This is a genomic window from Cupriavidus gilardii (genome assembly GCF_008801915.1).
Taxonomy (GTDB): Bacteria; Pseudomonadota; Gammaproteobacteria; order Burkholderiales; family Burkholderiaceae; genus Cupriavidus; species Cupriavidus gilardii.
The window spans coordinates 124561-151062 of record NZ_VZOV01000008.1 but is presented as its reverse complement, the minus strand read 5'-3'; the positions used below and the strand labels follow the sequence as shown (position 1 = coordinate 151062).

The following is a 26502-nucleotide window of genomic DNA, read 5'->3' as shown; positions in this document are numbered from 1 at the left end:
GTCATTCCACCTTGACCTTGGCTTCGCTGGCCACGCGCTTCCACTTGGCGAGCTCGGCCTGCACGAAGCCGCCAAACTGCTCGGCCGACATCGTGCCCGGCGTGGTGGCCGATTGCGCGAGGCTGGCCTTCGAGTCGGGCGCGTTCATGCTCTTGACCGCCTCGCGGTTGAGCCGGTCGACGATCGGCCGGGGCAGATTGGCGGGCCCGTAGAAGCCGATCCACGTGGTCGCCTCGTAGCCGGCCACGCCTTGCTCGGCGATGGTCGGCACATTCGGCAGCGCGTCGCTGCGCCTGGCCGAGGTCATGCCGATCGCCTTGACCTTGCCGTCCTTGACGTACGGCGCCATCGTCATCGCATCGTGGAACAGCGCCGGGATCTGCCCCCCGAGCAGGTCCGCCATCGCGGGCGTAGCGCCCTTGTACGGGATATGAACCATCGGCGCCTTGGTCATCAGCTTCAGCAGCTCGCCGGACATGTGGGTCGCGCCGCCGATGCTCGACGAGCCGAACGACAGCCCCTCCTTCTGCTTCTTCGCATAGGCCAGGAATTCGGGCAGCGTCGAGGCCGGGATGTTGTTGTTGACGACCAGCACGTTGGGCGTGGTCGCCAGCAGCGCGATCGGCGTGAAGTCCTTCGCCGCGTCGTACGGCAGCGAGCCGCGCACCGCGGGGTTGATCACGTGGTGCGTTGCCGAGACCAGCAGCGTGTAGCCGTCGGGCTTGGCGCGCGCGACCATCTCGGTGCCGATCTGCCCGCTGGCGCCGGCACGGTTCTCGACCACGACGGGCTGCTTCAGATCGACGGCGATGTCCTTGGCGATGCGGCGCGCCAGCACGTCGGTCATGCCGCCGGCCGGGAACGGCACGATGATGGTGACCGGCTTGGACGGCCAGTTCTCCTGCGCGGCGGCGGTGCCCGGCATGATGGCCGATACGGCGGCCATGGCACCGAGGACGGTCAGCGCCAGCGTGGTTTGGCGTATGGGCCGGTGGGTTCGATTCATGATGGTCTCCTTGATGTTGGCTGTCGTTGTTGTCGTTGTCTTTGTGCGCGGCGTTGTCGTTGCCGCCGGCGTGCCGCAGCCCCGCCTCATGGCCGGATGCCGAACTTGCGCACGCCGGCCTCGCGCAGCGGCGCCGCCAGGTTGGCGAACTCGCACAGCAGCGCCCGCGTATCGCGCGGATCGATGATGTCCTCGATGACGAAGGCCTCCGCGCTGCGGAACGGCGAGGTCAGGCTGCGCACGCGCTGCTCGATCTCGGCGCGCTTCTGCACCGGATCGTCGGCGCCTCCGATCTCGGCCTTGTAGGCGACCTCGAGCCCGCCCTCGATCGGCAGCGAGCCCCAGTTGCCCGAAGGCCAGGCATAGCGGAAGTTGAAGCGGCCCATATGCTGGTGCGCCGCGGCGGCGACACCGTAGGCGCGCCGCAGGATCACCGAGCACCACGGCACCGTGGCCTGATAGACGGCGGCCAGCGCGCGCACGCCGTAGCGCATCGTTCCCGCCTTCTCGGCCTCGAGTCCGATCTGGAAGCCGGCGATGTCGACCAGATTGATCACCGGCAGATGGAAGGCCTCGGCCATGTCGACGAAGCGCGTGAATTTCTCCGCGGTGGCACTGTCCCAGCCGCCGCCGTAGTAGTACGGGTCGCTGGCCACCACCGCGACCGGCCAGCCGTCCACGCGCGCCAGGCCCGTGACGATGGCCCGGCCCCAATGCCGGCCGATCTCGAAGAAGGAGCCCGAGTCGACCAGCGTCTGCACGATCGGGCGGATCTTGTAGACGGCGCGGCCGTCGCGCGGGATCGCCGACAGCAGCCATTCGTCCCGGCGCGCCGGATCGTCGGTGGGCTCGGCCCTCGGCGGCAGCTCGAACACCGAGGTCGGCAGGTACGACAGGAACTGGCGGGCGCGGGCGAACGCTTCTTCTTCGCTGGCGACCTCGTCGTCGACCACGCCGTTGCGCGTGTGGATATGGCTGCCGCCCAGCTCGTTCTTGGTCAGGTGCTGGCCAATGCGCGCCACCACCGGCGGGCCGGCGTTGAACAGCTGCGAGGTCTCCTTGACCATCAGCGAGTAGTGACTGGCCGCAACCCGCGCGGCGCCCATGCCGGCTACCGAGCCCAGCGCCAGCGACACCACCGGCACCAGCGACATGTTTTCGACCACGTGCTGCCACACCTTCATGGTCGGAATCAGCGTATGCCCCTTGGTCTCGATATTGCGCACCGAGCCGCCGCCGCCGGTGCCGTCGACCAGCCGCACCATCGGCAGCCGCAGATCGCGCGCCATCTTCTCGGCGTGGACCAGCTTGTCGCCGACCGCCCCATCGTTGGCGCCGCCGCGCACGGTGAAGTCGTCGCCCACCAGCACCACCGGGCGGCCATCGACGCGGGCGCGGCCCATCACCAGATTGGCCGGCGTGAAGCCGACCAGCCGGCCGTTGCCGTCGTACTGGCCGCTGCCGGTCAGGCTGCCGACCTCATGGAAGGAGCCGGGGTCGGCCAGCGCATCGATGCGCTCCCGTACCGTCAGCTTGCCGGCGTCCTTGTGCCGCTGGACCTTGTCCGGCCCGCCGAGTTGGGCCGCCAGTTGGCGGCGGTAGGCCAGTTCATCGATTTCGGGTTGCCACGACACGCGTTGTCTCCTGTTGCTCGTTGCTGTGGAGGCCACAAGCGCAGCAACCGTGCCAGGCCGCGCGGCCGCCGCAAACCCTTGATTTGCTTGCGGAAAAGCTTGCACGCGAAGCCGGCGGCTGCTACGGTGTCCGCAATAACGACACATCCGGACACTTCGATGTCCGCCATGGAGACAGCCTTTGTCGTCATTGAAGACACACACCGGGACATCGCCCCGCATGCCGGACGCCGTGGGCGCGCTGGTGATCGGCCGGGACGGACACGTCGCCACGGCGAGCGGCATCGCGCGCGACGACGCACTGGCCCGCGCTGCGCTGGCCGCGCTGGCCCAGGCCACCGATTCCGACGCCGCAGGGGCTGCCCGCCCCTTCGCCGATGAAGAGGCCGGCATCCGCCCGTATCTGTTCGAGGTGGCCGCGCCCGGCGCCGAGGCAACGCGCCATATCGCGCTGGCGCTGGACGACGGCACCACGAAGCTGGTGCTGCTGCACCGTCCTGGCAGTGCCACCGCGCTGTTCGATTTCCTCGGCGCCGTGCCGTTTGCGGGCGCCATCCTCGAGCACTTCATCACCAACCCGTATCAGGCGATCACCGTGGCGGACCGCGACGGCCGCATGCGCTATATCAGCCCGGTGCACGAGCGCTTTCTCGGGCTGCGCACGGGCGAGGGCATCGGCCAGCCCGCCGAGCGCGTGATTCCCAACTCGCGGCTGCCGCAGGTCGCGGCCACCGGCAAGGCCGAGATCGGGCAGCTGCAGCGGATGAACGGCGTCACGCGCGTGGTCAACCGCATCCCGATCGTCCAGCACGGCGAGGTGGTCGGCGCGATCGGCCAGGTCCTGTTCAAGGAACCCGAGGCGATCGCGCGAATGCACAAGGAGGTCAGCGAATTGCGTTCGCAGGTCGCGCACTACCGGCGCGCGCTGGACGATCTGCGCGGCGGCCCCGGCCGGCTGATCGGCGACAGCGCGCCGATGCAGCGGCTGCGGCGCGAGATCGAGACGGTGGCACGGCTCGACGTGCCGGTGCTGATCCTGGGCGAAAGCGGCACCGGCAAGGAGCTCGTCGCGCGGGCGATCCACGAGGCGAGCCAGCGCGACGGCGGCGACACGCGCGACGGCAAGCCGCTGGTCAGCCTGAACCTGGCCGCGTTGCCGGCCACGCTGATCGAGTCGGAACTGTTCGGCCACGCCGCCGGCGCCTTCACCGGCAGCCGCCGCCAGGGCCAGGCCGGCAAGCTGGAACAGGCGGCCGGCGGCACGCTGTTTCTCGACGAGGTCGCCGATATCCCGATGGAGATGCAGGTCAAGCTGCTGCGCGTGCTCGAGGACCACCTGGTCGAGCGCATCGGCAGCCGGCAGGCGCGCCGCATCGACTTCCGGCTGGTGGCGGCGACCAACCGCGACATCCAGGCGCTGATCGACGCCGGCCGCTTTCGGCTGGACCTGTACTACCGCTTGAGCGGCGTGGTGCTGCGCATCCCGGCGCTGCGCCAGCGCCGCGAGGACATCCCCGCGCTGCTGCAGCACTTCGTGCAGGCCTTCTGCCAGCGCAACAACGTACCGGTGCCCACCATCGACAGCGCGGTGCCCCGCCACCTGGCCGAACGGCCATGGCCCGGCAATATCCGCCAGCTACGGCAGAAGATCGAGGAAGCGCTGGTGTTCTGCGACGGCGGCCGCCTGCGCGTGGCCGACTTTGCCCGCGGCGACGAAAGCGCGACGGCGGCCCTGGCGGCCGACGCCGCGCCGCACCCGCTGGCGCGAAGCTATGCCGATCACGAGGGGGAAGACGAGCCGCGCGGCGAGACACCGACGGCCATTGCGACCACGCCGCCTTCCCGCCCCGCCGCGCTGCGGGAACTGGCTTACGAAGCCGCGCTCAAGGCCATCGCCGACCATGGCGGCAACAAGAAACGCGCCGCGCAGGCGCTGGGAATTTCGCGCTCGCATTTGTACACGTTGCTGGCGCGGGGGACGGGTGATGGAGCGAATCGATAGCGGGCCACGGTGACCCTTGCCGTGGCGCCGCGACAATTCAATGCCCTTGCGCGACGAACGCCGCTTCGAGCAATTCCACTTGCCTTGCAAACTCCGCGGGGCGCCGCTGGCGAAAGGTTTCCAGATTGCCGAGTTTCCATCGCAATGCCGGCAGTTCCGCGACATGTCTGCACTCGAGCAGCGCCCAGTCCGGCGTGGCTCGGGATAGCCCGATCAGGAACCGCCTGTGCCGCTCGCTCAGCCGCCTTGGCAGTTCGTCCTTCAGCCGTATCCGGGTATCGATCAGTGTCTTCAGGGAGCAGTCGACCTCCGTCATGCCTATAAAGGCGCGGTGATACTCGCCACTGATTTCCTTGTCGTTGCCGAACAGCACCTCATGGATGGGCCGATTGTGGCCGGCGACATAGGTCACGAAGCACTCCACCATGCCGTCCGTGATCCCACCCGATTCGTACAGCCGCCATACGTCGAAGAGGTCACGAGGATGCTGCCTGTCCAGCGCAGCCACCAGTTTGCCGGCGTAGAGCTCATCGGTGGCGAGAATCGGCACGTCAAACTCGACACCGAAGAGATCGGCGGTCCTTGCGCTCAACGCTCGTCGCTCGACTGGCAGCACGGTGCCACGAAATACCAGGTTGACCTCGACCTTCACCTGGCTGATGTCGTTGTCGACGATGAGCTTGGTTTCGCGCTGATCGCGTGCGCCGATCATCCTCGTGCGAAAGCCAAGCGCCGCCGCGCGTTGCGCGATAGCAGTCAGTTCGCGATGGATGGCAAGCATCGCGTCCTCTCTCAGCACGTCGCGCGGAAGGTAGACCACGTCGATGTCCACGGAGAGGCGAGGCATATCGCGGACGAACAGATTGATGGCAGTGCCCCCCTTCATGGCGAACAGGTCGCTGGCGAAAACCGTGGGAGCAACGGCAAGCAGGAGACGGACAGTATTGGCGTAGGCGTTATCCATGGGGCTTCAGGCTGAGCAACGTACCGTCGTCGAGACGGCTGATCCATCGCTTGTTGCTGCCTGAGCGCACCGGATACTGGGCCAGCAGGGCATCGACGTCGACCAGTTCGGTCTCTCGGGCCCACGTCAAAAAGAGGCGAACGGCCTTGACGCTGGTACAGCACGATAGCAATCGTCCGAGCAGGTCCTTGCGAGGGGAGCGTAAGACGTCGAAGACGTTACGCGCCTCCTCAAGGCCTTGCTTAACACCCACCTCGTAAAGCATCTCAAGTGCGGCACGTTCGGGAGCCGACACGCTGACGCCGTTCGACATGCCGGGCGGAGTCATCAGCGTTCGATCGGCCAATGCGCGATCCGGCCAATCGAACAGGCGCGCGTGCACATAGCGAGCAGGATGTCGCGCGGTGAACCACTCCGGAAGCGAAAAACGGGCATCGCCCCAAACGACGATGGCTTCGCGGGGCCCCAGGTTGTGTCGCATGCCTTGCCAGGCCAGAGCCGTCTTGCCGCCTACGTGGAAGCCGGGCACTTGCCGTTGCAGGAAACGTAGCGAGCCATCGATGCCGAAGTCATCGTTCGGGAAGGCATAGACGCCTTGGGCAAGGCGAACCAGCCAGCCGCCATCGGCATAGCGCGCGGCAAGTTGAGGCGACACGCCCAATTCCCGCAATGTCGCAAGGCTGAACGGCGCCCCCCGGTGCAGACCGGTCTGCAAGCGTTTGATTATCTGGTAGCGAGAAACTTCAACCATCGTTGAAGAATAGCACCATATCTAAACACTTGCGGCAAACCCGATTAGCACGGGCGGAACAATTAGCACCTTGATGTATTTCTGGAGCAAAATCTAATCAAAGGGCGCGGCGCATGAGGCACTGCCCCCATGAGCGTGGCGGACAGCACGGTGCCGCCCGGCGCTTCAACCAGCCTGCCCGAACGCCGCCATCAGCCGCGCCACCGCCGCCGGCACGTCGGCCGCCTCGGTGATCGCGCGCACCACGGCCGCGCTGCCAACGCCCGCTTCCAGCACTTGCGGCAGGTTGCCCGCGTCGACGCCACCGATGCCGACCAGCGCCGGCACCTGCTCGCGCATCAGGCGGGCATAGGCGTAAAAGCGTCCCAGCCCTTGCGGCTGGGTCGGCATCACCTTGGTGGTGGTCGGAAAGATGGCGCCGAGCGCCAGGTAGCTGGGGCGCAGCGGCGCGACGCGCAGCATCTCGGCGTAGCCGTGCGTGGAAACGCCGAGCCGCAGGCCGGAGGCGCGCAGCGCGTCCAGGTCGGCTTCGTCCAGGTCTTCCTGGCCCAGGTGGATGCCGTAGATGCCGCTGCCCGCGCTGTCGTTGCCGTGCGCGGCGTGGTAGTCCAGCGCGGCGCGCCAATGATCGTTGATGAACAGCCGGCTGCGGCTGCCGCGCGCGGCGAGCGCCGAGCGGGCGATCTGCTCGCGCACCGCGGCGGCGTCGTCGGACTTGAAACGCAGCTGCACGGTCGGCACCCCGAGCGGTACCAGCCGTTCGATCCAGTCGGCGGTCGGCACCACGGCGTAGAGGCCGAGGCGCGCCGGGCATGGCACGAACGGTTCGGCCGACTGCTCGGGCGCGACCAGCGCGGCGTGCCGCACGCGCGGGAAGCGCGAGAATTCGGCGGGCCAGTCCAGCGAGCCGGGCCGCCAGGCGCGCGCCAGGCACAGCGCGTCGTGCGCCGGGAAATGCAGCGCCAGCGCGGCGAGCAGCGTGGCGACGAAGGCCGGCGACTGCGCGGCATCGTCGTTGGCGTCGGCCCGCGTGGCAAACACCCAGGTCCCCATCGGCGAGCGCACCGTGTCGATCCACTGGCCGCCCTCGCGCTCGGTCTGGATCAGCATCGCGCCGCGTGCGGCGACGCGTTCGAGCGTCGCGGCATCGAGCTCGCCGTCCGCCAGCAGCAGATCCGTCTGGCTCAGCGTCTCGGCGACATCGGCATGCAGCGTATCCTGCAGCCGCCAGGCGCGCCAGCCGCGGTCGGCCACGCCGAAGGTTTCGCCATGGCGCGCGACCAGTGCGGATTGCAGCGCCGTATCGAGCGGCATCGGCGTCGGTTGGCGCGTCATGCGTGCTCCTGTGCGTGCCAGAACGGCATGCCGACCACCGGCGTGCTGGCCTGCGCGATCTCGCGCTCGGGCATCGGTCCGGCCAGATAGGCCAGGCGCCCGGCTTCGACGGCACGCGCGAAGGCGCGCGCCATCTCGATCGGATAGGCCGCCTGTGCCACCGCGGTGTTCAGCAGCACGCCGTCGTAGCCCCATTCGAGCACCTGCGCCGCATGCGACGGCAGGCCCAGGCCCGCGTCGACGATCAGCGGGGTGTCCGGCAGGCGGTCGCGCAGCACCCGCATCGCATGCGGATTGACCGCGCCCTTGCCGGTGCCGATCGGCGCGGCCCACGGCATCAGCGCCTGGCAGCCGGCGTCCAGCAGGCGGCGGCACAGCACCAGATCCTCGGTGCAATACGGCAGCACCTTGAACCCTTCCTTGATCAGCGTCTCGGCCACCGCCGGCAGGTTCAGCGTGTCGGGCTGCAACGTGTAGTCGTCGCCGACCAGCTCCAGCTTGATCCAGTCGGTCTCGAACACCTCGCGCGCCATCATCGCGGTGGTGATGGCTTCTTGCGCCGCCATGCAGCCGGCGGTATTGGGCAGCACCGGCACCTGCATCGACTTGAGCATCTGCCAGAAGGCCTGGCCGCCCTCGCCGTCGCCGACCGCGCCCTGGCGGCGCAGCGCCACCGTCAGCATGGCCGGCTTCGAGGCTTCGACCGCGGATTGCAGCGTCGCCGGAGACGGATAGCGCGCCGTGCCGAGCAGCAGGCGCGAGGAAAACGATTCGCCGTAGAGCACGAAGGGATCGCGCACGGCATCCTGGGTCGGGAAGGTCATGGGATCAGCCTCCGGTAACGGGTTGCACGAGATCGATGCGGTCGCCGGCGGACAGCGGCGTGTCCGCATGCGCGGCCCGCGGCACGAAGCGGCCGTTCAGCGCCGCGGCGAACGGTGGCGGGATCTGCGCCGCGGCCACCGCGTCGGCCAGCGTGGCCGGCGCATCGAGCGCCAGCGGCTTGCCATTGAGCAGGATTTCCATGGTGTTCAGCGCGTGTGTCATCGATTGGGAGGAGCCGGGCAAGGCGACGCTCGACGAACGAACGCCTTGCGCGGTGGCGTCGGATTCAGCGGCGCGGGATGGCGTCGCGCGGGAGGGCCTCGAGGCTGGCATCAATGCAGCACCGCATTGCCATGCACGGGCGCGATCATGCCCGGCCAGCGCGCCGACGCGGGTACCGCATGCGCAGCGGGATCGCCGTCGGCCAGCGCGCGCACGACTTCGCAGGCCGCCTCGACCACCGCCGGCGCGATCAGGAAGCCATGCCGGTACAGGCCGTTCAGGCGCACCACGCGCGCCTCCTCGTCGACCCGCACGGCGGGCAGATGATCGGGACGCGTGGGCCGGCGCTGCACGTTCAGCTCGAGCACGCGCGCCTCGCCGAAGGCCGGATGCAGCGAATACGCGGCCGACAGCAGCTCCAGCGCCGAGCGCACGCTCATCGGCGAGTCGTCCTCGCTTTCCAGTTCGGTGGCGCCGATCACGTACAGATGATTGGGCTTGGGCGCGATATAGATCGGGTAACGCGGATGCAGCAGCCGCACCGGCCGGTGCAGCGAAACCTCGGGCGCGAACACGCGCACCACCTCGCCGCGCAGGCCGCGCAGGCCCGGCATCCCGCCCCCGCCGATGGCCCCCTCGGCGGGCCACGCGGCACGCGCGCCCAGGCCGCGGCAATCGAGCACCACGCGCGCGTCGATGCCAAGCCGCGGCAGATCGCGCTCGTCGATCTCGCCCGCTTCCCAGACGCAATGGACGCCGGCGGAAACCGCGCAGGCCAGCAGCGCGCGCAGCGTGCCGCGGTTGTCCAGCTGGCCCTCGCCCTCGAGCAGCAGCCCTTGCTGGAAGCGGCCCGCCAGCGCGGGCTCCAGCGACGCGATGCCGGCCGCGTCGAGCCGGCGCAGACGCTCGGCAACCAGTTCCGGCGGCGACACGGCGCGAATGCGGCTGGTGAACAACGGCATCTCGCCGCGGTCGTGGGCGTGCCAGACCACCAGCGTGCCGTCCTGCTGGAAGAAGACCGGGTCGACCGCGGTGGGCTCGTCCGCCTGTTCGGCGTTCAGGTCGGCCACCCATGCGCGCCACAGGTCCACGCTGGCGATGCCGAGCTCGACGATGCGGCGCTCGCTGATGGCCGATTCGGCCAGCGGCGCGAGCATCGCGGCGGCGACATGGGCGGCCGCGCCCGCGCCATCGGGACCGGCGCGTTCGACCAGGGCCACGCGCTGGCCGCTGCGGACCAGGCGCCAGGCGGCCAGGCGTCCGGCCAGGCCGGCGCCGAGAATGGCGACGTCAAACTGCTGTTTCATGGGTGTATTGTGCCAGCCCGGCCGCGGGCGGCCCGGGTACATCGAATTCGAAAGGAAGCCGCTCCGCCGCCCCCGCGCACGCGGGGGCCAGCGTCCCGCTCTCGCCGCAGCGAGAAGAAGGCGCCCGATTCCCGCATGCGCGGGAACGACGGGCCGGCTTTCGCCAGTCAATTTACGAGTAGATCTTGCCGCCCTTGCTGACGAACTCGATCGACTTTTCCTGCATGCCGCGCTCCGCTGCCGCGGCCTCGTCGGACTTCAGCGAGGCGGCGTAGTCGCGCACGTCCTGCGTGATCTTCATCGAGCAGAACTTCGGACCGCACATCGAGCAGAAGTGCGCGATCTTGGCGCCTTCGGCGGGCAGCGTCGCATCGTGGAAGGAGCGCGCGCGTTCCGGATCGAGGCCCAGGTTGAACTGGTCCTCCCAGCGGAACTCGAAGCGCGCCTTCGACAGCGCGTTGTCGCGCAGCTGCGCGCCGGGCCAGCCCTTGGCCAGATCGGCGGCATGCGCGGCGATCTTGTAGGTGATGATGCCCTCGCGCACGTCTTCCTTGTCCGGCAGGCCCAGGTGCTCCTTCGGCGTGACGTAGCACAGCATCGCCGTGCCCATCCAGCCGATATTGGCCGCGCCGATGCCGCTGGTGATGTGGTCGTAGCCGGGAGCGATGTCGGTGACCAGCGGTCCGAGCGTATAGAACGGGGCCTCGTAGCAGTGCTTGAGCTCCTCGTCCATGTTGGCCTGGATGCGCTGCAGCGGCACGTGGCCCGGGCCTTCGATCATCACCTGCACGTCGTGCTTCCACGCCTTGGCGGTCAGCTCGCCCAGCGTGCGCAGCTCGCCGAACTGCGCCTCGTCGTTCGAGTCGGCGATGCAGCCCGGACGCAAGCCGTCGCCGAGGCTGAACGACACGTCATAGGCCTTCATGATTTCGCAGATCTCGTCGAAGTGCGTGTACAGGAAGTTTTCCTTGTGGTGGGCCAGGCACCATTTCGCCATGATCGAGCCGCCGCGCGACACGATGCCCGTCACGCGGTCGGCGGTCAGCGGCACATAGCGCAACAGCACGCCGGCGTGGATCGTGAAGTAGTCCACGCCCTGCTCGGCCTGCTCGATCAGCGTGTCGCGGAACATCTCCCAGGTCAGGTCCTCGGCGATGCCGCCGGTCTTGTCCAGCGCCTGGTAGATCGGCACCGTGCCGATCGGCACCGGCGAATTGCGCAGGATCCATTCGCGCGTCTCATGGATATGCTTGCCGGTGGACAGGTCCATGATCGTGTCGGCGCCCCAACGGATCGACCAGACCATCTTCTCGACTTCCTCGGCCAGCGACGAGGTCACCGCCGAATTGCCCAGGTTGCCGTTGATCTTCACGCGGAAATTGCGGCCGATGATCATCGGCTCGAGCTCCGTGTGGTTGATGTTCGCGGGGATGATCGCGCGGCCCGCGGCCACTTCCTGGCGCACGAATTCGGGCGTGATGTCCTCCGGCCGCAGCGGCAGGCCGGCACCCAGCGCATTGCCGGGATGCTGGCGCAGCAGCGCCTTGTACTCGGGCTTGTCGTACAGCGCCTGCAGGTTCAGCGATTCGCGCAGCGCCACGTATTCCATCTCCGGCGTCACGATGCCGCGGCGGGCGTAGTGCATCTGCGTGACATTGGCGCCGGCCTTGGCGCGGCGGGGATTGGTCAGCTGCGCGAAACGCAGGTGCGCGGTGGCCGGATCGTTGGCCCGTGCGCGGCCGTACTCGGACGACAGGCCCGGCAGCACCTCGGTATCGCCGCGTTCCTCGATCCATTTGGCCCGAACCGGCGGCAGGCCGGCCTTCAGGTCGATGCGCACGTCGGGGTCGCTGTACGGGCCCGAGGTGTCGTAGACCGGGATCGGCGGGTTCGGCATCTCGCCGTGCTCGGTGCGCGTGGCGGTCTGCAGGATGGTGCGCATCGGCACGCGGATGTCCGGGCGGCTGCCGGTCAGGTAGGTCTTGTTCGATGCGGGGTAGGCGAACTTCTGGTCGAGATCGCTGGCGAGCGATTCGAAGGATGCGGCGGGGGCGGCGTTGTTGCGGGCCATGGATATCGTCCTCTCTCTTTGGGGGATGGACGAAACCAGGAGTCCTGTGAGCATGTCCCTCGGGGACCATGCTGGCGCGGCTGGAATGCGCGCCGGCGGGAACTGCGGTCTTCAGTGAAACTTCCCACGCCGGTACTAACCGGATCGGGTTCGAAGGGACTCTCTCAGCCGCGCGGCCAATCCGCACGGCACCCCTGTTTCATCCAACGGGGCCAATTTAAGCACAAGGGAACTGGCTGCGCCAGCCTTGTTTCATTCGCACTGTGGTGCGCTGCGGTATCGGATCGGCCCGTTGCGTGACGCCCGGGCCGCCTGCGCCGGCCGCCGCCAGGGCCGCGCGCGTTGCTCTACCATGCAGACAGCGCGTCCCCGCACGCGCGCCGGCCGCCGACGATTGCAATGGCAATCGCAACGGCAATGGCAGGGGCAGAGCCAGGACCGTCCGCCACAGGAGACACCATGAGCACCAGCGACGCCGCCACCCATCGCGTCTTCAACCAGGTCCCCGATCTGGCGCACCACAACCTGTTCGCCATCGACACCGCGCTCGGCGCCTCGCTCGAACGCCTGGGCGGCGGCTGGCATGCCGGCGAGCTGCGCGAGTTCGGCGCGACGCTGGGCCAGCCCGAGGTCCAGGCCTGGGCCGACCAGGCCAATCGCCATCCGCCCGAATTGCACACCCACAGCCGTACCGGCGAACGGCTCGATCAGGTCCGCTTCGATCCGAGCTGGCACGCGCTGCTGTCGCTGCTGCGCAGCCGCCAGCTGCATGCGTTGCCGTTCGCGCAGCCGCGTCCGGGCGCCTGGGCGGCGCGCACCGCCGGCTATTTCCTGCAGGCGCAGCTCGAGTCGGGCTCGCTGTGCCCGGCGACGATGACCTTCGCCAGCATCCCGGTGCTGCAGAAGGAGGCTGCGCTGTTCAGCGAGCTGGCCCCGCGGCTCTATGCGACCGCGCACGATCCCGAGGATCTGCCCTGGCGCGACAAGCGCGCGGTGATGATCGGCATGGGCATGACCGAGAAGCAGGGCGGCTCCGACGTGCGCGCCAACACCACGGTGGCACGACCGGTGCGCGGCGAGGGCCGGGGCGCCGAGTACGCGCTGACCGGCCACAAGTGGTTCTTCTCCGCGCCGATGTGCGACGCACACCTGGTGGTCGCCCGCATGGGCGCCGAAGACGGGCCGCTGTCCTGCTTCTTCGTGCCGCGCTTTCGCGACGACGGCAGCCGCAACGCGATCCAGATCCAGCGGCTCAAGGACAAGCTGGGCAACCGCTCCAATGCCAGCAGCGAGGTCGAATTCCGCGGCGCCAGCGGCATCCTGATCGGCGAAGAGGGACGCGGCATTCCGACCATCATCGAGATGGCCACCAATACCCGGCTCGATTGCGTGATCGGCAGCGCCGCGCTGCTGCGGACCGCGCTGGTGCAGTCGATCCACCATGCGCGCCATCGCAGCGCGTTCGGCAAGCGGCTCGCCGACCAGCCGCTGATGCGCAATGTGCTGGCCGATCTCGCGCTCGAGAGCGAGGCCGCGACGCTGCTGATGATGGAGCTCGCCCATGCGTTCGAACACGCAGCCACCGACCCGCTGGCCGGCGCGTGGAAGCGCATCGTGACGCCCGCCGCCAAGTTCTGGATCTGCAAGCGCGCGATCGAGGCGACCGGCGAGGCGATGGAGGTCTGGGGCGGCAACGGCTACGTCGAGGAAGGGCCGATGGCGCGGCTCTACCGCGAGGCGCCGGTCAATTCGATCTGGGAAGGGTCCGGCAACATCATGTGCCTGGACGTGCTGCGCGCGATCCAGCGCAGTCCCGACGATGCGCTGCGCTTGCTGCAGGATCTCGGCCAGCGCGCCGGCGGGCATGCCGCGGTGCGCGCCGAACTGGCTTCGCTGCAGGCGATGCTGCGCGCCGCGCCGGAAGAACTGGAAACCTGCGCGCGCCGCTTCGCGCAGGGTCTGGTGCTGACCGCGCAGGCGGCGCTGATGCTGGCGCACGCCGATGCCGACAGCGCCGAGCGCTTCGTCGCCAGCCGGCTCGAGCGGCAGCACGGCCGCGTGTTCGGCACGCTCGACGGCAGCGCGGCACAGCTGGGCAAGCTGATCGAGCGAGCCTGGCCGGTTTGATCGCGGCAGTTGCGGTCAGGTCTACTCGTTGGACTCGCCGTCGCGCAGCAGGCGCCGACATTGATCCAGATAGAACAGGCAGCAGGTGCCGCACCACAGGCCAGTGGCTGCGATGATCATTGCCACGCCAGGGTGGAGCGCTTGCGGGTCGCCGCGGACCAGCACAACGGCGCCGGCCAGGCCGATCGGCAGCGACATCGCCGTCGCCATGACCACGGTCGCCAGCGCGCGATGATGGCGCGTCAAGGCCCCGAGGGCGATCCAGGCACGCCGCAATCCGTCGGCGCCAGGATCGCGGGCGTTGTCGCCCTCGGTTTCGATCCAGTCGATCCGATGGGGCGACAGCGGAGCGTTGGCGTTGGCGGCGCCGGGCGGCTGACGATGGCGCGCGTCCGCGGGGGGCCGGCCGGCATGCCAGGCCGCGGCGGCCCTGGGGGTCCCTGTGCTTTGCACGGTGACTCTCCTTTCCATGGTGGGCTCACAGCATAAGGCTGCTCGCCGCCGCACAGGCTGCTGCGCGAGTATCGGCGTACCGAAAATGGGAAAAAATGCGGCGAAAGCAGGGGAAAACCGGCGCCCGCGGGGCGAGCGTGGCGCTCAGGCGCGTGCCAGCAAGGTCTCCAGCGCGCGCAGCCTCACCCGCGGACCGTGGCGGATCAGGTCGTGCGCGCGCTCGCCGATCATGATCGCCGGCGCATCGGCATCGCCGCCGGCCAGCGTCGGCATGATCGACGCATCGGCGACGCGCAGCGCCTCGACGCCGCGCACGCGCAATTGCGGATCGACCACCGACAGCGCATCGATGCCCATCCGGCAGGTGCCGGCCGGCCGCTCCGCGGCCTCGGCATGGGCGCGGACCAGCGCATCGATGGCCGCCTCGTCACCGGGATCGGCGCGCACCCCGCCGCAATACAGCGCCTTGCCGCCGAACGCGGCCAGCGGGGGCTGGGCGAGGATGCGCCGCACCAGCGCCACGCCCGCGATCAGGTCGCGCACGTCCTGCGCGTCGCCGAGCAGCCCGGCCTCGACCAGCGGCCGCCGCTGCGGATCGCTGGCGGCCAGCCGCAACCTTCCGCGGCTGCGCGGACGCAGCAGCAGCACGCGGCATCCGTAGCTCTGGCCGTGCCCGCCTCCGTCGCCGCGCGCATGACCTGGACCGACGACGAAGCGCAGTTGCAGATCGGGTTCCGGCAATTCGGGCTGGCTCTTCAGCAGTGCGCCGGCGCTGATCGGCTCGGCCTGCGCCAGCGTGCTGCGCCGCCCGCCAAATCCGGCGCCATGCCGCAACCAGTGCCATGCCACGGCGAACGTCCTGCCGACCGACATGCCGATCGTCGATTGGGCGCCGAACCAGCGCGGTCCGAACGATTGCCGCAGCGACGGCGGCGTCGGACCGCGCTTGTGCAGCAGCATGCCGACCGGCTGCTGCAGGTTCAGCCCCACGCCCGGCAGATGCTGCACCACGCCGATGCCGTGTTCCTGTAGATGATCGGCGGGGCCGATGCCGGAGACCATCAGCAACTGCGGCGAGCCGATCGCGCCGGCTGCGAGCACCACCTCGCGCCGCGCGCGCAACTCGATTTGCCTGCCATGGCGCAGCGCCTGCACGCCGACCGCACGCCGTCCTTCGAAGACGATGCGCTGCGCCTGCATGCCGTGCAGAACCTGCAGATTGCCGCCGACGCCGCGATGCAGATAGGCCCGCGCGGCGCTCCACGGCTCGCCGCGATGGCGCGCGCTCTGGAACCAGCCGACACCCTCCTGCTCGGGGCCGTTGAAGTCGTCGTTGCGGGGATGGCCGGCGTGCGCGGCCGACTCGACGAAGTAGCGGGCCAGCGGCGAAGGCGCCGGCGGATCGCCGACATGCAGCGGACCGTTGCCGCCATGCCAGGGATCGTCGTCGCGCCCCATCACGCGGGTATTGCATTCGGCGCGGCGAAAGCACGGCAGTACGTCGTCCCAGGACCAGCCGTCGCAACCGGCCTCGGCCCAGCCGTCGTAGTCGGATGGCGCGCCGCGCAGATAGGGGCCCCAGTCCGGCGCGTCATCGTCGGGCCAGGCGGCCTCGAGCAGGGCGATCGATTCGCTGCCGCTGTCGGCGAGCCTGCCGGCCAGCGCGCATGCCGCCGCGCCGCCCCCGATCACGATGTAATCGAAACTGGTGTCCATTTGTCCCCTCGCACGATGGCAAGTCGGCGCGCCGCTCGCTCGCGCGTCGGGCCGCCGCCGAAGGCTGGCGGACGGGGCGCGAACGCGGTCTATGCTGCCCAGTGTAGGCGCTTTGTCGAGGGGCAGAAGAAGAACGCGGAGGGGCCGGACGAGCCCGGCGAAAGCGGCAAGGGAGACAGGGGAAAAGGCAGCGGAAAAGACCGCGGAAAGGAGGCAGGACGCGCGCCCGCGCGCCCTGCCGTTGCCGCACCGATCAGGACTTCAACATCGGCTTGCCGAGCATCCGCGACAGCACCGCTTCCGGCGAGTGCGTGTGGTCCGAAATCGCGCGCGGATCGAGGTAATAGGTCTGCTCCATCATCGCGCGGCCGCGCATCGCCGCGTGCAGCACCTGGTCGCTGAAGACGATCCAGGTCGAGCCCGGCGGGAAGTGGAATTCCTGCTGCGGCACCCTGGCCTGGTAGTCCAGGTCTGCCTTGGCCATGTCGTGCAGCTGCAGCATGCGGTGGTCGTATTCCGAACGCTCGCGCTTGGTGATATGCAGCTGCTTCATCAGCCAGGCCTGTCCCGGCCACATGCCCTTGGTACGCGGCACGAAACGTTTGGCGAAGTCGGCGAACGGCTCGCCGACGCGCCACACCCGCGGCGCCTGCGGATCGATATTGTGGAACACGCGCAGCAGCCGCTTGCCGAGCAGCGGATTGGACGGGAACGAATCGACGTGCAGCCGGGTGTCGTCCTTGCGCCAGCTGACCGGACGCCCGGCGATCTCGCTGGGCCGCAGGGAGGTGCCGGCGCGCTCCAGATGCGGACCGTATTCGGGGAACAGCGACAGAACCAGACGCTCGCTGTATTCGGCATAGCGCCGGATCAGCGCATACAGGTCGGCGAGGTCCTGCGGGCTGCCGACGGCGCCGCGCACCGCGGTGTCGTTGGCACGCAGGTTGATGTTCTTGGACTTGCCGTCGGACCAGCGGCTGTCGAGGAAGCGTTCCTCGCCCGGCTCGAAGCGGAAATGCAGGTCGGGGAAATACAGCACGGCGCCCTGCTCGAGCTCGCGGCGCAGGCCGGCGGCCGTGTCGGCGCGCAGCTGCGGCGCCCAGTCGGTATAGGGCTGCGGGCGGATCAGGTCCAGCCCGCCCGGGGCGGCGGATGGCGCCGCGCCAGTCGAAGGCGCGACGCGGGGGACAGCGGTTTGAACGGACATGGGATTCCTCGGCATGCTGGCGTGTGCCACGCCTGATGGCGCGATTCTACCGCCGCGCCATCAGAGGCTTCGCGCGCCGGCGTCGCGCCACGTTTCCGACTCTTGAAGCGACGGCGTCCGACACTACATTCGTGTCGAAGCGCGCCGGCCAGGTCCGGCACGCGGGGGACCGGCCGCGCCGGTCCGAATGCATGACAGCCAGCAGCAGCAAGGAGGGAATGCCATGTATGCATCGTTGCTGAGTTCTCCGGGCAGCCTGTTTGCCGAGTTCGACCGGCTGCAGCGCGAGCTGCAACAGGTCTTCTCGGCGCCGAGCAGCATCCGCGCAGTGGCGCGCGGCGCCTTTCCGGCCGTCAATATCGGCATGACGCCGTCCAGCGTCGAGGTCTACGCGTTCGCGCCGGGTATCGATCCGTCCACGCTCGACGTCAGCGTCGACCGCGGCCTGCTGACCATCGCCGGGCGGCGCGGCGCGCGGATCGAGCGCACCGGGCAAGAAGCCGCGCAGAGCGACCCGTCGGCCGACCCGCAGGCCAATCAGCAAGCCGGCCAGCAGGGCCACTCGGCACCGGGCGCGTCGAGCCTGCGCGACGACACCAACGTCTATGTGCGCGAGCGCTTCGACGGCAGCTTCCGGCGCGTGATTTCGCTGCCGGAGGACGTCGATACCGCCAGGATCGAGGCGACCTATCGCGACGGACTGCTGCGGATCTCGATCGCTCGCCAGGAAGCGGCGCAGCCGCGCCGGATCACCGTGAACTGACCCGATGATTGCTCCGAGCAGGAGGTTCGACATGAACGACCAAGCCGTTACCCGGACCGATCAGGACCGGAACGTGAACGTCAGCGGGAACGCCAACGGCAACAACGGCAATGCCGGCACCAACGCGACGCTGTTGCCGCGCGTGGACGTGACCGAGGATGCGACCGGCATCACGCTGCTGGCCGACCTGCCGGGCGTGTCGCGCGACACGCTGCAGGTGCGCGCCGACCGCGACAGCCTGACCATCGAGGGCGAGATTCGCCAGGAGATGCCGGAGGGGCTGGAGCCGGTCTATGCCGAGGTGCAGATCGCGCGCTACAAGCGCGTCTTCACGCTGAGCCGCGAGCTGGACAGCAGCGCGATCTCGGCGGTGCTCAAGGACGGCGTGCTGAACCTGCGGATTCCGAAGCAGGCCGAAGCGCAGCCGCGGCGGATCGAAGTGAAGGTGGGGTGAGAGAGAAGGCGGCGATGGCGGCGTCGACACCCGCCGTCGCTGCCCTCTCCCCCGGCCCCTCTCCCGCGAGCGGGAGAGGGGCGAACGAACGAGCGTATCGCCGCTCGTCTTGCCGCCCGTGTTACAGGCCGGCTGCCGCGCGCAGCGCGGCAGCCTTGTCGGTCGCTTCCCACGAAAACTCCGGCTCCTCGCGGCCGAAGTGGCCGTAGGCGGCGGTCTTCTCGTAGATCGGGCGCAGCAGGTCCAGCATCTGCACGATGCCCTTGGGCCGCAGGTCGAAGTGCTCCATCACCAGTTTGGCGATCGCCTCGTCGGAGATCTTGCCGGTGCCTTCGGTGTAGACCGTCACGTTGATCGGACGCGCCACGCCGATCGCGTAGCTGACCTGCACCTGGCACTGGCGCGCCAGGCCCGCGGCCACCACGTTCTTGGCCACGTAGCGGGCCGCGTAGGCCGCCGAGCGGTCGACCTTGGACGGATCCTTGCCCGAAAACGCGCCGCCGCCGTGCGGCGCCGCACCGCCATAGGTGTCGACGATGATCTTGCGGCCGGTCAGGCCGCAGTCGCCCTGCGGGCCGCCGATGACGAAGCGGCCGGTCGGATTCACCAGGTACTTGGTGTCCTTCAGCATTTCCGGCGGCAGCACCGGCTTGATGATCTCCTCGATCACCGCCTCGCGGATCTGCGCCTGGGTGATGTCCGGCGCGTGCTGGGTCGACAGCACCACGGTGTCGACGCTGTGCGGACGGCCGTCGACATAGCGCACGGTGACCTGCGACTTGGCGTCGGGGCGCAGCCAGGGCAGGCGGCCATCGCGGCGCAGCTGCGACTGGCGCTCGACCAGGCGGTGCGAATAGTAGATCGGGAACGGCATCAGCTCCGGCGTCTCGTCGCAGGCATAGCCGAACATCAGGCCCTGGTCGCCGGCGCCCTGGTTCAGGTAATCGTCGGAGGCACGGTCGACGCCCTGGGCAATATCGGGCGATTGCTTGTCGTAGGCGACCAGCACCGCGCAGCCCTTGTAATCGATGCCGTAGTCGGTATTGTCGTAGCCGATGCGCTTGATGGTTTCGCGCGCGACCTGGATATAGTCGACGTTGGCCGTAGTGGTGATTTCCCCCGCCAATACCACCAGCCCGGTATTGCACAGGGTTTCGGCGGCGACGCGCGCGTATTTGTCCTGGGCCAGGATGGCGTCCAGAACGGCGTCGGAAATCTGGTCGGCGACCTTGTCGGGATGGCCTTCGGAGACGGATTCCGAAGTAAAGAGGAAGTCGTTTGCCACGAACTTTTTCTCCAGGTTAGCTATTGCGTGCCAACCATTTCAGTCCGGGCGGCGACGCTTTAGCGGTATTTTCAGCACGTCCTGATGAGACGGTATCGCCCCGCAAGTTGTCAGTTAACTCGGCGATGCGCGGTATTATACGCGCCTGCGCGGCGCGGCACACGCGCCGCCGCAACGGTGTGCCGAGGCCATCGGCGCCCGCCGAAGCGATCGGCGGCGGCCGCGAAACGATAACCGCGCAACAATGAACCAGCCGGCCCCGGGGCCGGCCCCTTGTTGGGACTCCATGACCTTCCTGTTCTGGCTGATTGCCCGCTTGCCGCTGGCATGGCTGCAAGCCATTGGCGGCGTGCTCGGCCTGCTGGCGGCGCGCCTGCCGGGCCGCTATGGCAGGCGGCTGACCGAGAATTTCCGCCAGGCCTATCCGGACGCCACCGATGCGATGCTGGCCGAGGCGGCCCGCTCCACCGGCCGGATGGTGATGGAGATGCCGTATTTCTGGAGCCGCAAGACGCTGAAGGCGCGGCTGGCCGGGTTCTCGGAGCACACCTGGCCCGAACTGGACCGACTGTTGGGCAAGGGCAACGGGCTGATCATGCTGGTCCCCCATCTGGGTTGCTTCGAGGTGCTGCCGCAGGCGTACGCGCTGCGCCACAAGGTGACCGCGCTGTACAAGCCGCCGCACCAGCCATGGCTGCGCGACTGGATCGAGCGCATGCGCACCCGCCCGAATCTGGTGATGGCGGCGGCCACGCCGCGCGGCGTGCGCACGCTCGTCAAGGCGCTCAAGCGCGGCGAGTCGATCGGCATCCTGCCCGACCAGGTGCCCAAGGGCGGCGAAGGGGTATGGGCGCCGTTCTTCGGCAAGCCGGCGTACACGATGACGCTGGTGCAGCGCCTGCAGCAACTGACGGGCGCGCCGATCGCGATGGTCTTCGCCGAGCGCACCGCGCAAGGGGCCACCTATATCGCCCATATGCGCGTACTGGAAGACCGGCTGCCGGACGACCCCGTCGAGGCGGCGACCGTGCTCAACCACACGGTCGAATCGCTGGTCGCCGAAGCGCCGACCCAATACCTGTGGGGCTACAACCGTTACAAGCACCCGGCAGGTGCGGAGCTCCCGCCCCAAGCCGCGTGACAGAATCCCATGACTTACCTGTTCTGGCTGATTTCCCGCCTGCCGCTGGCCTGGCTGCAGGCCATCGGCGGCGCGCTGGGCCTGCTGGCCGCCAAGATGCCCGGCCGCTACGGGACGCGCCTGACCGAGAACTTCCGCCACGCGTTTCCCGACGCCACCGACGAGATGGTGAACGAGGCGGCCCGCTCGATGGGGCGCATGATCCTGGAAATGCCGTATTTCTGGACCCGGCACACCATCAAGGCAAGGCTGGTCGACTTCAACGAGGTGGTCTGGCCGACGCTGGACCGGCTGCAGGACCAGGGGCGCGGCCTGATCGTGCTGACGCCGCACCTGGGCTGCTTCGAGGTGCTGCCGCAGTCGTACGCGATGCGCCGGCCTGTCACGGTGCTGTTCAAGCCGCCGCACCAGCCCTGGCTGCGCGACTGGGTCGAACGCATGCGCAACCGCCCGAACATGACCAGCGCGCCGGCCAATCCGCGCGGTGTGCGGATGCTGGTCAAGGCGCTCAAGCGCAAGGAAGCCATCGGCATCCTGCCCGACCAGGTGCCGATCGGCGGCGAGGGCACGTGGGCGCCGTTTTTCGGCCGGCCGGCCTACACGATGACGCTGGTGCAGCGGCTGCAGCAATGGAGCGGCGCGCCGCTGGCGATCGTCGCTTCAATACGGCTGCCGCGCGGCAGTGGCTATCGCGCCTTTGTGCGTGTGATTGAGGAACCGCTGCCGGAAGATCCGGCCGCCGCGGCCACCGTGATCAACGGCGTGGTCGAGGAGCTGGTACGGCTGGCGCCGACCCAGTACCTGTGGGGCTACAACCGCTACAAGCACCCGGCCGGCGCCGAACTGCCGCCCGCGTGGCCCGCCGAGGCCGCTTCGTCGCCGACACCGCCCGCCACGCCGCCGGCATCGTCCCCGGCCGCCGCCGACGCGGGCGCCACGGAATCGACTTCGTCCACTTCGCATCCATGAGCCGTCTTTTCACCTGGCTGGGCATCGGTCTGCTGACCGTGCTCGGCAAGCTGCCCTACCCCCTGGTCGCCCGCTTCGGCGAGGGGCTGGGCAGCCTGCTGTATCTGTTTCCGAGCGGCCGCCGCGAGGTGGTCCGCGCCAATCTGCGGCTGGCCTTTCCCGACAAGCCCGACGCCGAGATCGCCGAGCTGTCGCGCCAGTCGTTCCGCTCGGTGTTCCGCAGCTTCGCCGAGCGCGGCATCTTCTGGACCGGCAGCGAGGCGCAGATGCGCCGCTGGGTGCAGATCGACGACCAGGCCAACCTGGTCGCGCTCGATGGCCAGCCGCACATCCTGGTCACGCTGCACCTGTCCGGCGTCGAGGCCGGCGCGATCCGGCTGACGATCTACCTGCGCGACCACGTGGGCCGCTCCGGCGCGTCGCTGTACACCAAGCAGAAGAACGCGCTGTTCGACGGTTTCCTGAAGCAGGCGCGCGGCCGCTTCGGCGCGCACATGATCGCGCGCAACGACAGCGTGCGGGACATCATCCGCTGCCTGAAGAAGGGCGAGGCGCTGCAGCTGATCTCCGACATGGATTTCGGCGAGCGCGACTCCGAGTTCGTGCCCTTCTTCGGCGCCCAGGCGCTGACGCTGACCTCGGTATCGCGGCTGGCGCGGCTGACCGGCGCCAAGGTCGTGCCGATCTATACGGAGCAGCTGCCCGACTATCGCGGCTATGTGCTGCGGATCCTGCCAGCCTGGGACAACTATCCGGGCGAGAACGTCACCGAGGACACGCGCCGCATGAACGCCTTCTTCGAGGACTGCATCCGCCCGCGCATCGCCGAGTACTACTGGGTGCACAAACGCTTCAAGCATCGCCCGCCCGGCGAACCCGAGATATATTGACGTTCGGCCGACATATCGGCGGCCGCAAACCCAGAACACTGACACCGGCCGTCCGCGGCCGCCCCCGGTTTCCGGCCCGCCCCGGTCCCGGCCTTTCCCGATCCGCGCCATGAAGATCCAGTTCACCAAGATGCACGGCGCCGGCAACGACTTCGTCGTGCTGGACGGCATCCACCAGACCCTGAACCTGAGCACCGAGCAGTGGCGCGCGCTCGCCAGCCGCCATTTCGGCGTCGGTGCGGACCAGATCCTGATCGTCGAGAAGCCGACCCGGCCCGACGTCGACTTCCGCTACCGGATCTTCAATGCCGACGGCGGCGAGGTGGAGCACTGCGGCAATGGCGCGCGCTGCTTCGTTCGTTTCGTCACCGACCACGGCCTGACCGACAAGCGCTCGGTACGGGTCGAGGTGATGAACGGCGTCATCACGCTGACGCTGAACGACGACGGCCAGGTCACGGTCGACATGGGCGCGCCCGAGTTCGAGCCGGCGCGCATCCCGTTCCTGCCGGACGGCCTGCCGACCCGCATCGAGGGCGACGACACGCTGTACGGCATCGAGACCAATGGCCGCACCGTGTGGATTTCCGCGGTGTCGATGGGCAACCCCCACGCGGTGCAGGTGGTGGAGGACACCGAGCGCTTCCCGGTACGCGAGGACGGCCCGGTGATCGAGCACCATGCGGCCTTCCCGAAGCGCGTCAATGCCGGCTTCATGCAGGTGGTCGACCGCAATACGATCCGGCTGCGCGTGTTCGAGCGCGGCTCCGGCGAGACGCTGGCCTGCGGCACCGGCGCCTGCGCGGCGGTGGTCGCCGGCATCCGGCGCGGCCTGCTCGACTCGCCGGTCAGGGTGCATACGCACGGCGGCGACCTGACCATCGCCTGGGATGGCGACGGCACGCCGGTGCGGATGACGGGCCCGGCCACCACGGTGTTCGAAGGTTCGATCGATCTGGACGCGCTGCAGCCGCGCGGCTGATTCAGCGACCTTGCGGGGCATGCCCCAGCGGCGCCCCGCCCCAGCGACCCTGCCGGAAGCCCGGCGCCCACGCGGAGACGCGCCATGCCAGACACCCCGCTCGACCCCTACCGCATCGCCAATGGCAAGGGCTTTCGCCTGGACCGCTTCGACGCGGGCGCCAAGCCCGTTTCCAGCGGCGACAAGACCAGCGACCGGGCGCGCCTGACCGAGCTGTCGACGCATCTGGACGAGCAGCAGGACATCTTCTACGCCGAGCAGTCACGCAAGCTGCTGGTGATCCTGCAGGGGATGGACACCAGCGGCAAGGACGGCACCGTGCGCGGCGTGTTCCGCAGCTTCGATCCGCTCGGCGTGCGCGTGGTCGGCTTCAAGGCGCCGACCTCGGAGGAGAAGGCGCGCGACTACCTGTGGCGTGTCCATGCCCAGGTGCCGCGCGCCGGCGAGATCGTGGTATTCAACCGCAGCCACTACGAGGATGTGCTGATCACGCGCGTGCACGGCTGGATCGACGCGGCCGAGTGCGAGCGCCGCTATCGGCAGATCCGCCACTTCGAGAGCCTGCTGGCCGAGACCGGCACCACGCTGGTCAAGTGCTTTCTGCATATTTCGAAGGACGAGCAGAAGGCACGCCTGGAAGCGCGGCTCGCCGATCCGCACAAGCACTGGAAATTCGACCCCAACGACCTGGCCGAACGCCGGCACTGGGACGCCTATATGGACGCCTACCAGGACGCGATCGCCGCGACGGCGACGCCGGACGCGCCCTGGCATGTGATTCCCGCCGACTCGAAGACGCACCGCAATCTGATGATCGCGGAAATCCTGCGCGACACCTTCGCGCGGCTCAAGCCGGCCTATCCGCCGTCCGCGCCGGGGCTGGACCAGCTGAAGGTCGACTGATCAGACGCCGTAGCGCTGGCGGTAGGCGGCCACCGCAGCGCGCGACGCAGTCAGCGCGGGGTCCTGCGCGGCGTCCAGGTAGGACAGCAGATCGGCCAGCGAGGCGATCGCGATCACCGGCACGCCGAATTCGCGCTGCACGTCCTGCACTGCGGAATGCGCGCCGATCTGCTCGGCGGTGCCGCTTTTTTCCATCCGGTCCAGCGCGATCAGCACCGCGGCGGGCTCGGCGCCGGCGGCACGGATCATCTGCACCGATTCGCGCACCGAGGTGCCGGCAGAAATCACGTCGTCGACGATCACCACCTTGCCCTGCAGCCTGGCGCCGACCAGCGTGCCGCCTTCGCCGTGGTCCTTGGCTTCCTTGCGGTTATAGGCGAAGCCGACGTTGCGCCCCATGCCGGCCAGCGCCACCGCGGTGGCCGATGCCAGCGTGATGCCCTTGTAGGCCGGACCGAACAGCATGTCGAATGCGACACCCGAGGCCAGCAGGGTTTTCGCATAGAATTGCGCCACCTGGCCCAGCGTGGCGCCCTGGTTGAACAGCCCCGCGTTGAAGAAATACGGCGATTTGCGTCCCGCCTTGGTGACGAACTCGCCGAAGGACAGCACGCCCGCGTCCAGCGCGAAGCGGATGAAGGTCTGGCTGAGGTCGTCCGCCGCCGGCGTGGTTTGCTGCGTCATCTTTTCTCTCTTCCAAAAATTTCCCGAGATGTTACGGATTATCAGTGCCAACCTCAACGGCATCCGCTCCGCGGCCAAGAAAGGCTTCTTCGACTGGATGGGCAAGCAGGACGCCGACATGGTCTGCGTGCAGGAGCTCAAGGCGCAGGCCGCCGACATGACCGAGGCCTTCCTGGCGCCGCACGGCTATCACGGCTACTTCCACTACGCCGAGAAGAAGGGCTACAGCGGCGTCGGCCTGTACACCCGCCACAAGCCCGAGCGCGTGATCACCGGCTTCGGCAATGCGGAGTTCGACAGCGAGGGGCGCTACGTTGAAGTGCAGTATCCGCATCTGGCGGTGATCTCGGTCTACGTGCCGTCCGGCTCGAGCTCCGAAGAACGGCAGTTGGCCAAGTACCGCTTCATGGAGGCCTTCCTGCCCCATCTGCTGCAGCTCAAGGCCAGCGGGCGCGAGATCGTGCTGTGCGGCGACGTCAACATCGCGCACAAGGAAATCGACATCAAGAACTGGAAGGGCAATCTGAAGAACTCCGGCTTCCTGCCCGAGGAGCGCGCCTGGATCGGCGAGCTGTTCGACGTGCACGGCTATGTCGACGTGTTCCGCAAGCTGGACCCGCGGCCCGAGCAATATACGTGGTGGAGCAACCGCGGCCAGGCCTACGCGAAGAACGTCGGCTGGCGCATCGACTACCACCTGGCAACGCCGAAGATCGCCGATACCGCGAAGGCCTGCTCGATCTACAAGGACGAGAAGTTCAGCGACCACGCACCGCTGTCGATCGACTACGACTTCCCGCTGTGACGGGGC

The 26502-nt window shown here is 68.7% G+C and carries 24 protein-coding genes and 1 riboswitch; of the genes, 10 read left to right on the top strand and 14 right to left on the bottom strand.

Annotated elements, in window-relative coordinates:
• Nucleotide 1: 1 nt before the first annotated feature.
• Nucleotides 2–1006, bottom strand: coding sequence for a Bug family tripartite tricarboxylate transporter substrate binding protein (locus F7Q96_RS12610; RefSeq protein ID WP_151022749.1), 1005 nt, complete (start codon nt 1004–1006; stop codon nt 2–4).
• An 86-nt stretch (nt 1007–1092) separates the two neighbouring features.
• Complete coding sequence (locus F7Q96_RS12605) at nt 1093–2640, bottom strand: acyl-CoA carboxylase subunit beta (RefSeq protein WP_053820929.1); 1548 nt, start codon at nt 2638–2640, stop codon at nt 1093–1095.
• A gap of 220 nt (nt 2641–2860) precedes the next feature.
• On the opposite strand from F7Q96_RS12605, the gene F7Q96_RS12600 reads away from it, so the two are divergent.
• Complete coding sequence (locus F7Q96_RS12600) at nt 2861–4642, top strand: sigma-54 interaction domain-containing protein (protein WP_212762855.1); 1782 nt, start codon at nt 2861–2863, stop codon at nt 4640–4642.
• 37 nt (nt 4643–4679) lie between these two features.
• On the opposite strand, the gene F7Q96_RS12595 is transcribed toward F7Q96_RS12600, so the two are convergent.
• From F7Q96_RS12595 to thiC, 7 genes are all read right to left on the bottom strand, one after another.
• Nucleotides 4680–5606, bottom strand: a complete 927-nt coding sequence (locus tag F7Q96_RS12595; RefSeq protein WP_053820927.1) for a nucleotidyl transferase AbiEii/AbiGii toxin family protein — start codon at nt 5604–5606, stop codon at nt 4680–4682.
• Nucleotides 5599–6357 carry a type IV toxin-antitoxin system AbiEi family antitoxin domain-containing protein gene (locus F7Q96_RS12590; protein WP_053820926.1) on the bottom strand — a complete coding sequence of 253 codons (759 nt, stop codon included), beginning with the start codon at nt 6355–6357 and terminating at the stop codon, nt 5599–5601. The genes F7Q96_RS12595 and F7Q96_RS12590 overlap by 8 nt, the downstream gene beginning before the upstream one ends.
• Before the next feature lie 165 nt (nt 6358–6522).
• The gene (locus F7Q96_RS12585; protein WP_053820925.1) at nt 6523–7692 is read right to left on the bottom strand and encodes a thiamine phosphate synthase; all 1170 of its coding nucleotides are present in this window, start codon (nt 7690–7692) and stop codon (nt 6523–6525) included.
• A complete protein-coding gene (locus F7Q96_RS12580) occupies nt 7689–8516 on the bottom strand; it encodes a thiazole synthase (RefSeq protein ID WP_053820924.1) in 828 nt (275 codons plus the stop codon). Before F7Q96_RS12580 ends, F7Q96_RS12585 begins: the two co-directional genes overlap by 4 nt.
• Nucleotides 8517–8520: 4 nt before the next feature.
• Nucleotides 8521–8718 carry a sulfur carrier protein ThiS gene (thiS, locus tag F7Q96_RS12575; RefSeq protein ID WP_053820923.1) on the bottom strand — a complete coding sequence of 66 codons (198 nt, stop codon included), beginning with the start codon at nt 8716–8718 and terminating at the stop codon, nt 8521–8523.
• Nucleotides 8719–8849: 131 nt separating this feature from the next.
• Nucleotides 8850–10046, bottom strand: a complete 1197-nt coding sequence (locus F7Q96_RS12570) for an FAD-dependent oxidoreductase (protein ID WP_053822947.1) — start codon at nt 10044–10046, stop codon at nt 8850–8852.
• Nucleotides 10047–10218: 172 nt separating this feature from the next.
• Nucleotides 10219–12117 (bottom strand): phosphomethylpyrimidine synthase ThiC, encoded by a 1899-nt coding sequence (gene thiC, locus F7Q96_RS12565; protein ID WP_053820922.1) that lies wholly within the window; start codon nt 12115–12117, stop codon nt 10219–10221.
• Between the two features lie 104 nt (nt 12118–12221).
• Nucleotides 12222–12323: riboswitch (TPP riboswitch) on the bottom strand.
• A 253-nt stretch (nt 12324–12576) separates the two neighbouring features.
• Here thiC and F7Q96_RS12560 point away from each other — a divergent pair.
• Nucleotides 12577–14244, top strand: a complete 1668-nt coding sequence (locus F7Q96_RS12560) for an acyl-CoA dehydrogenase family protein (RefSeq protein ID WP_151022747.1) — start codon at nt 12577–12579, stop codon at nt 14242–14244.
• 21 nt (nt 14245–14265) lie between these two features.
• Here the strand turns inward: F7Q96_RS12560 and F7Q96_RS12555 are convergent, their stop codons facing one another.
• From F7Q96_RS12555 to F7Q96_RS12545, 3 genes are all read right to left on the bottom strand, one after another.
• Nucleotides 14266–14697 (bottom strand): hypothetical protein, encoded by a 432-nt coding sequence (locus F7Q96_RS12555; RefSeq protein ID WP_151022745.1) that lies wholly within the window; start codon nt 14695–14697, stop codon nt 14266–14268.
• A gap of 144 nt (nt 14698–14841) precedes the next feature.
• Nucleotides 14842–16413, bottom strand: a complete 1572-nt coding sequence (locus F7Q96_RS12550) for a GMC family oxidoreductase (RefSeq protein WP_053820920.1) — start codon at nt 16411–16413, stop codon at nt 14842–14844.
• A gap of 253 nt (nt 16414–16666) precedes the next feature.
• Entirely contained in the window at nt 16667–17620 is a 954-nt protein-coding gene (locus tag F7Q96_RS12545; RefSeq protein ID WP_053820919.1) for a Kdo hydroxylase family protein, read from the bottom strand.
• Nucleotides 17621–17843: 223 nt separating this feature from the next.
• Here F7Q96_RS12545 and F7Q96_RS12540 point away from each other — a divergent pair, with 223 nt between their 5' ends.
• Both F7Q96_RS12540 and F7Q96_RS12535 read left to right on the top strand, forming a co-directional pair.
• Nucleotides 17844–18383, top strand: coding sequence for an Hsp20/alpha crystallin family protein (locus tag F7Q96_RS12540; protein WP_053820918.1), 540 nt, complete (start codon nt 17844–17846; stop codon nt 18381–18383).
• Between the two features lie 31 nt (nt 18384–18414).
• Entirely contained in the window at nt 18415–18837 is a 423-nt protein-coding gene (locus tag F7Q96_RS12535; protein ID WP_082371369.1) for an Hsp20/alpha crystallin family protein, read from the top strand.
• Between the two features lie 121 nt (nt 18838–18958).
• On the opposite strand, the gene metK is transcribed toward F7Q96_RS12535, so the two are convergent.
• Nucleotides 18959–20122 carry a methionine adenosyltransferase gene (gene metK, locus F7Q96_RS12530; protein WP_023264748.1) on the bottom strand — a complete coding sequence of 388 codons (1164 nt, stop codon included), beginning with the start codon at nt 20120–20122 and terminating at the stop codon, nt 18959–18961.
• 286 nt (nt 20123–20408) lie between these two features.
• Here metK and F7Q96_RS12525 point away from each other — a divergent pair, with 286 nt between their 5' ends.
• The 5 genes from F7Q96_RS12525 (at nt 20409) to F7Q96_RS12505 (ending at nt 25007) form a co-directional block, all read left to right on the top strand.
• Entirely contained in the window at nt 20409–21263 is an 855-nt protein-coding gene (locus F7Q96_RS12525) for a lysophospholipid acyltransferase family protein (protein ID WP_053820917.1), read from the top strand.
• A gap of 9 nt (nt 21264–21272) precedes the next feature.
• The gene (locus F7Q96_RS12520) at nt 21273–22232 is read left to right on the top strand and encodes a lysophospholipid acyltransferase family protein (RefSeq protein WP_053820916.1); all 960 of its coding nucleotides are present in this window, start codon (nt 21273–21275) and stop codon (nt 22230–22232) included.
• Nucleotides 22229–23122 (top strand): lipid A biosynthesis lauroyl acyltransferase, encoded by an 894-nt coding sequence (locus F7Q96_RS12515; protein WP_053820915.1) that lies wholly within the window; start codon nt 22229–22231, stop codon nt 23120–23122. Before F7Q96_RS12520 ends, F7Q96_RS12515 begins: the two co-directional genes overlap by 4 nt.
• 109 nt (nt 23123–23231) lie before the next feature.
• The gene (dapF, locus tag F7Q96_RS12510; protein ID WP_053820914.1) at nt 23232–24104 is read left to right on the top strand and encodes a diaminopimelate epimerase; all 873 of its coding nucleotides are present in this window, start codon (nt 23232–23234) and stop codon (nt 24102–24104) included.
• Nucleotides 24105–24188: 84 nt separating this feature from the next.
• On the top strand, nt 24189–25007 hold the full coding sequence (locus tag F7Q96_RS12505; RefSeq protein WP_053820913.1) for a polyphosphate kinase 2 family protein: 819 nt from the start codon (nt 24189–24191) through the stop codon (nt 25005–25007).
• Here the strand turns inward: F7Q96_RS12505 and pyrE are convergent, their stop codons facing one another.
• On the bottom strand, nt 25008–25691 hold the full coding sequence (pyrE, locus tag F7Q96_RS12500; RefSeq protein WP_053820912.1) for an orotate phosphoribosyltransferase: 684 nt from the start codon (nt 25689–25691) through the stop codon (nt 25008–25010).
• A gap of 28 nt (nt 25692–25719) precedes the next feature.
• On the opposite strand from pyrE, the gene F7Q96_RS12495 reads away from it, so the two are divergent.
• Entirely contained in the window at nt 25720–26496 is a 777-nt protein-coding gene (locus tag F7Q96_RS12495) for an exodeoxyribonuclease III (protein WP_053820911.1), read from the top strand.
• The last annotated feature ends 6 nt before the right edge of the window (nt 26497–26502 follow it).

Excerpts from the sequence above, each read along its gene's own strand:
- F7Q96_RS12515 (WP_053820915.1), top strand. The coding sequence starts at position 22,229 with ATGAGCCGTCTTTTCACCTGGCTGGGCATCGGTCTGCTGACCGTGCTC.
- F7Q96_RS12535 (WP_082371369.1), top strand. The coding sequence starts at position 18,415 with ATGAACGACCAAGCCGTTACCCGGACCGATCAGGACCGGAACGTGAAC.
- F7Q96_RS12585 (WP_053820925.1), bottom strand. The coding sequence starts at position 7,692 with ATGACGCGCCAACCGACGCCGATGCCGCTCGATACGGCGCTGCAATCC.
- F7Q96_RS12570 (WP_053822947.1), bottom strand. The coding sequence starts at position 10,046 with ATGAAACAGCAGTTTGACGTCGCCATTCTCGGCGCCGGCCTGGCCGGA.
- thiS (WP_053820923.1), bottom strand. The coding sequence starts at position 8,718 with ATGGAAATCCTGCTCAATGGCAAGCCGCTGGCGCTCGATGCGCCGGCC.
- thiC (WP_053820922.1), bottom strand. The coding sequence starts at position 12,117 with ATGGCCCGCAACAACGCCGCCCCCGCCGCATCCTTCGAATCGCTCGCC.
- F7Q96_RS12550 (WP_053820920.1), bottom strand. The coding sequence starts at position 16,413 with ATGGACACCAGTTTCGATTACATCGTGATCGGGGGCGGCGCGGCGGCA.
- F7Q96_RS12610 (WP_151022749.1), bottom strand. The coding sequence starts at position 1,006 with ATGAATCGAACCCACCGGCCCATACGCCAAACCACGCTGGCGCTGACC.
- F7Q96_RS12540 (WP_053820918.1), top strand. The coding sequence starts at position 17,844 with ATGTATGCATCGTTGCTGAGTTCTCCGGGCAGCCTGTTTGCCGAGTTC.
- F7Q96_RS12560 (WP_151022747.1), top strand. The coding sequence starts at position 12,577 with ATGAGCACCAGCGACGCCGCCACCCATCGCGTCTTCAACCAGGTCCCC.
- F7Q96_RS12590 (WP_053820926.1), bottom strand. The coding sequence starts at position 6,357 with ATGGTTGAAGTTTCTCGCTACCAGATAATCAAACGCTTGCAGACCGGT.
- dapF (WP_053820914.1), top strand. The coding sequence starts at position 23,232 with ATGAAGATCCAGTTCACCAAGATGCACGGCGCCGGCAACGACTTCGTC.
- F7Q96_RS12545 (WP_053820919.1), bottom strand. The coding sequence starts at position 17,620 with ATGTCCGTTCAAACCGCTGTCCCCCGCGTCGCGCCTTCGACTGGCGCG.
- F7Q96_RS12505 (WP_053820913.1), top strand. The coding sequence starts at position 24,189 with ATGCCAGACACCCCGCTCGACCCCTACCGCATCGCCAATGGCAAGGGC.
- F7Q96_RS12495 (WP_053820911.1), top strand. The coding sequence starts at position 25,720 with ATGTTACGGATTATCAGTGCCAACCTCAACGGCATCCGCTCCGCGGCC.
- F7Q96_RS12595 (WP_053820927.1), bottom strand. The coding sequence starts at position 5,606 with ATGGATAACGCCTACGCCAATACTGTCCGTCTCCTGCTTGCCGTTGCT.
- pyrE (WP_053820912.1), bottom strand. The coding sequence starts at position 25,691 with ATGACGCAGCAAACCACGCCGGCGGCGGACGACCTCAGCCAGACCTTC.
- F7Q96_RS12600 (WP_212762855.1), top strand. The coding sequence starts at position 2,861 with ATGCCGGACGCCGTGGGCGCGCTGGTGATCGGCCGGGACGGACACGTC.
- F7Q96_RS12580 (WP_053820924.1), bottom strand. The coding sequence starts at position 8,516 with ATGACCTTCCCGACCCAGGATGCCGTGCGCGATCCCTTCGTGCTCTAC.
- F7Q96_RS12520 (WP_053820916.1), top strand. The coding sequence starts at position 21,273 with ATGACTTACCTGTTCTGGCTGATTTCCCGCCTGCCGCTGGCCTGGCTG.
- F7Q96_RS12525 (WP_053820917.1), top strand. The coding sequence starts at position 20,409 with ATGACCTTCCTGTTCTGGCTGATTGCCCGCTTGCCGCTGGCATGGCTG.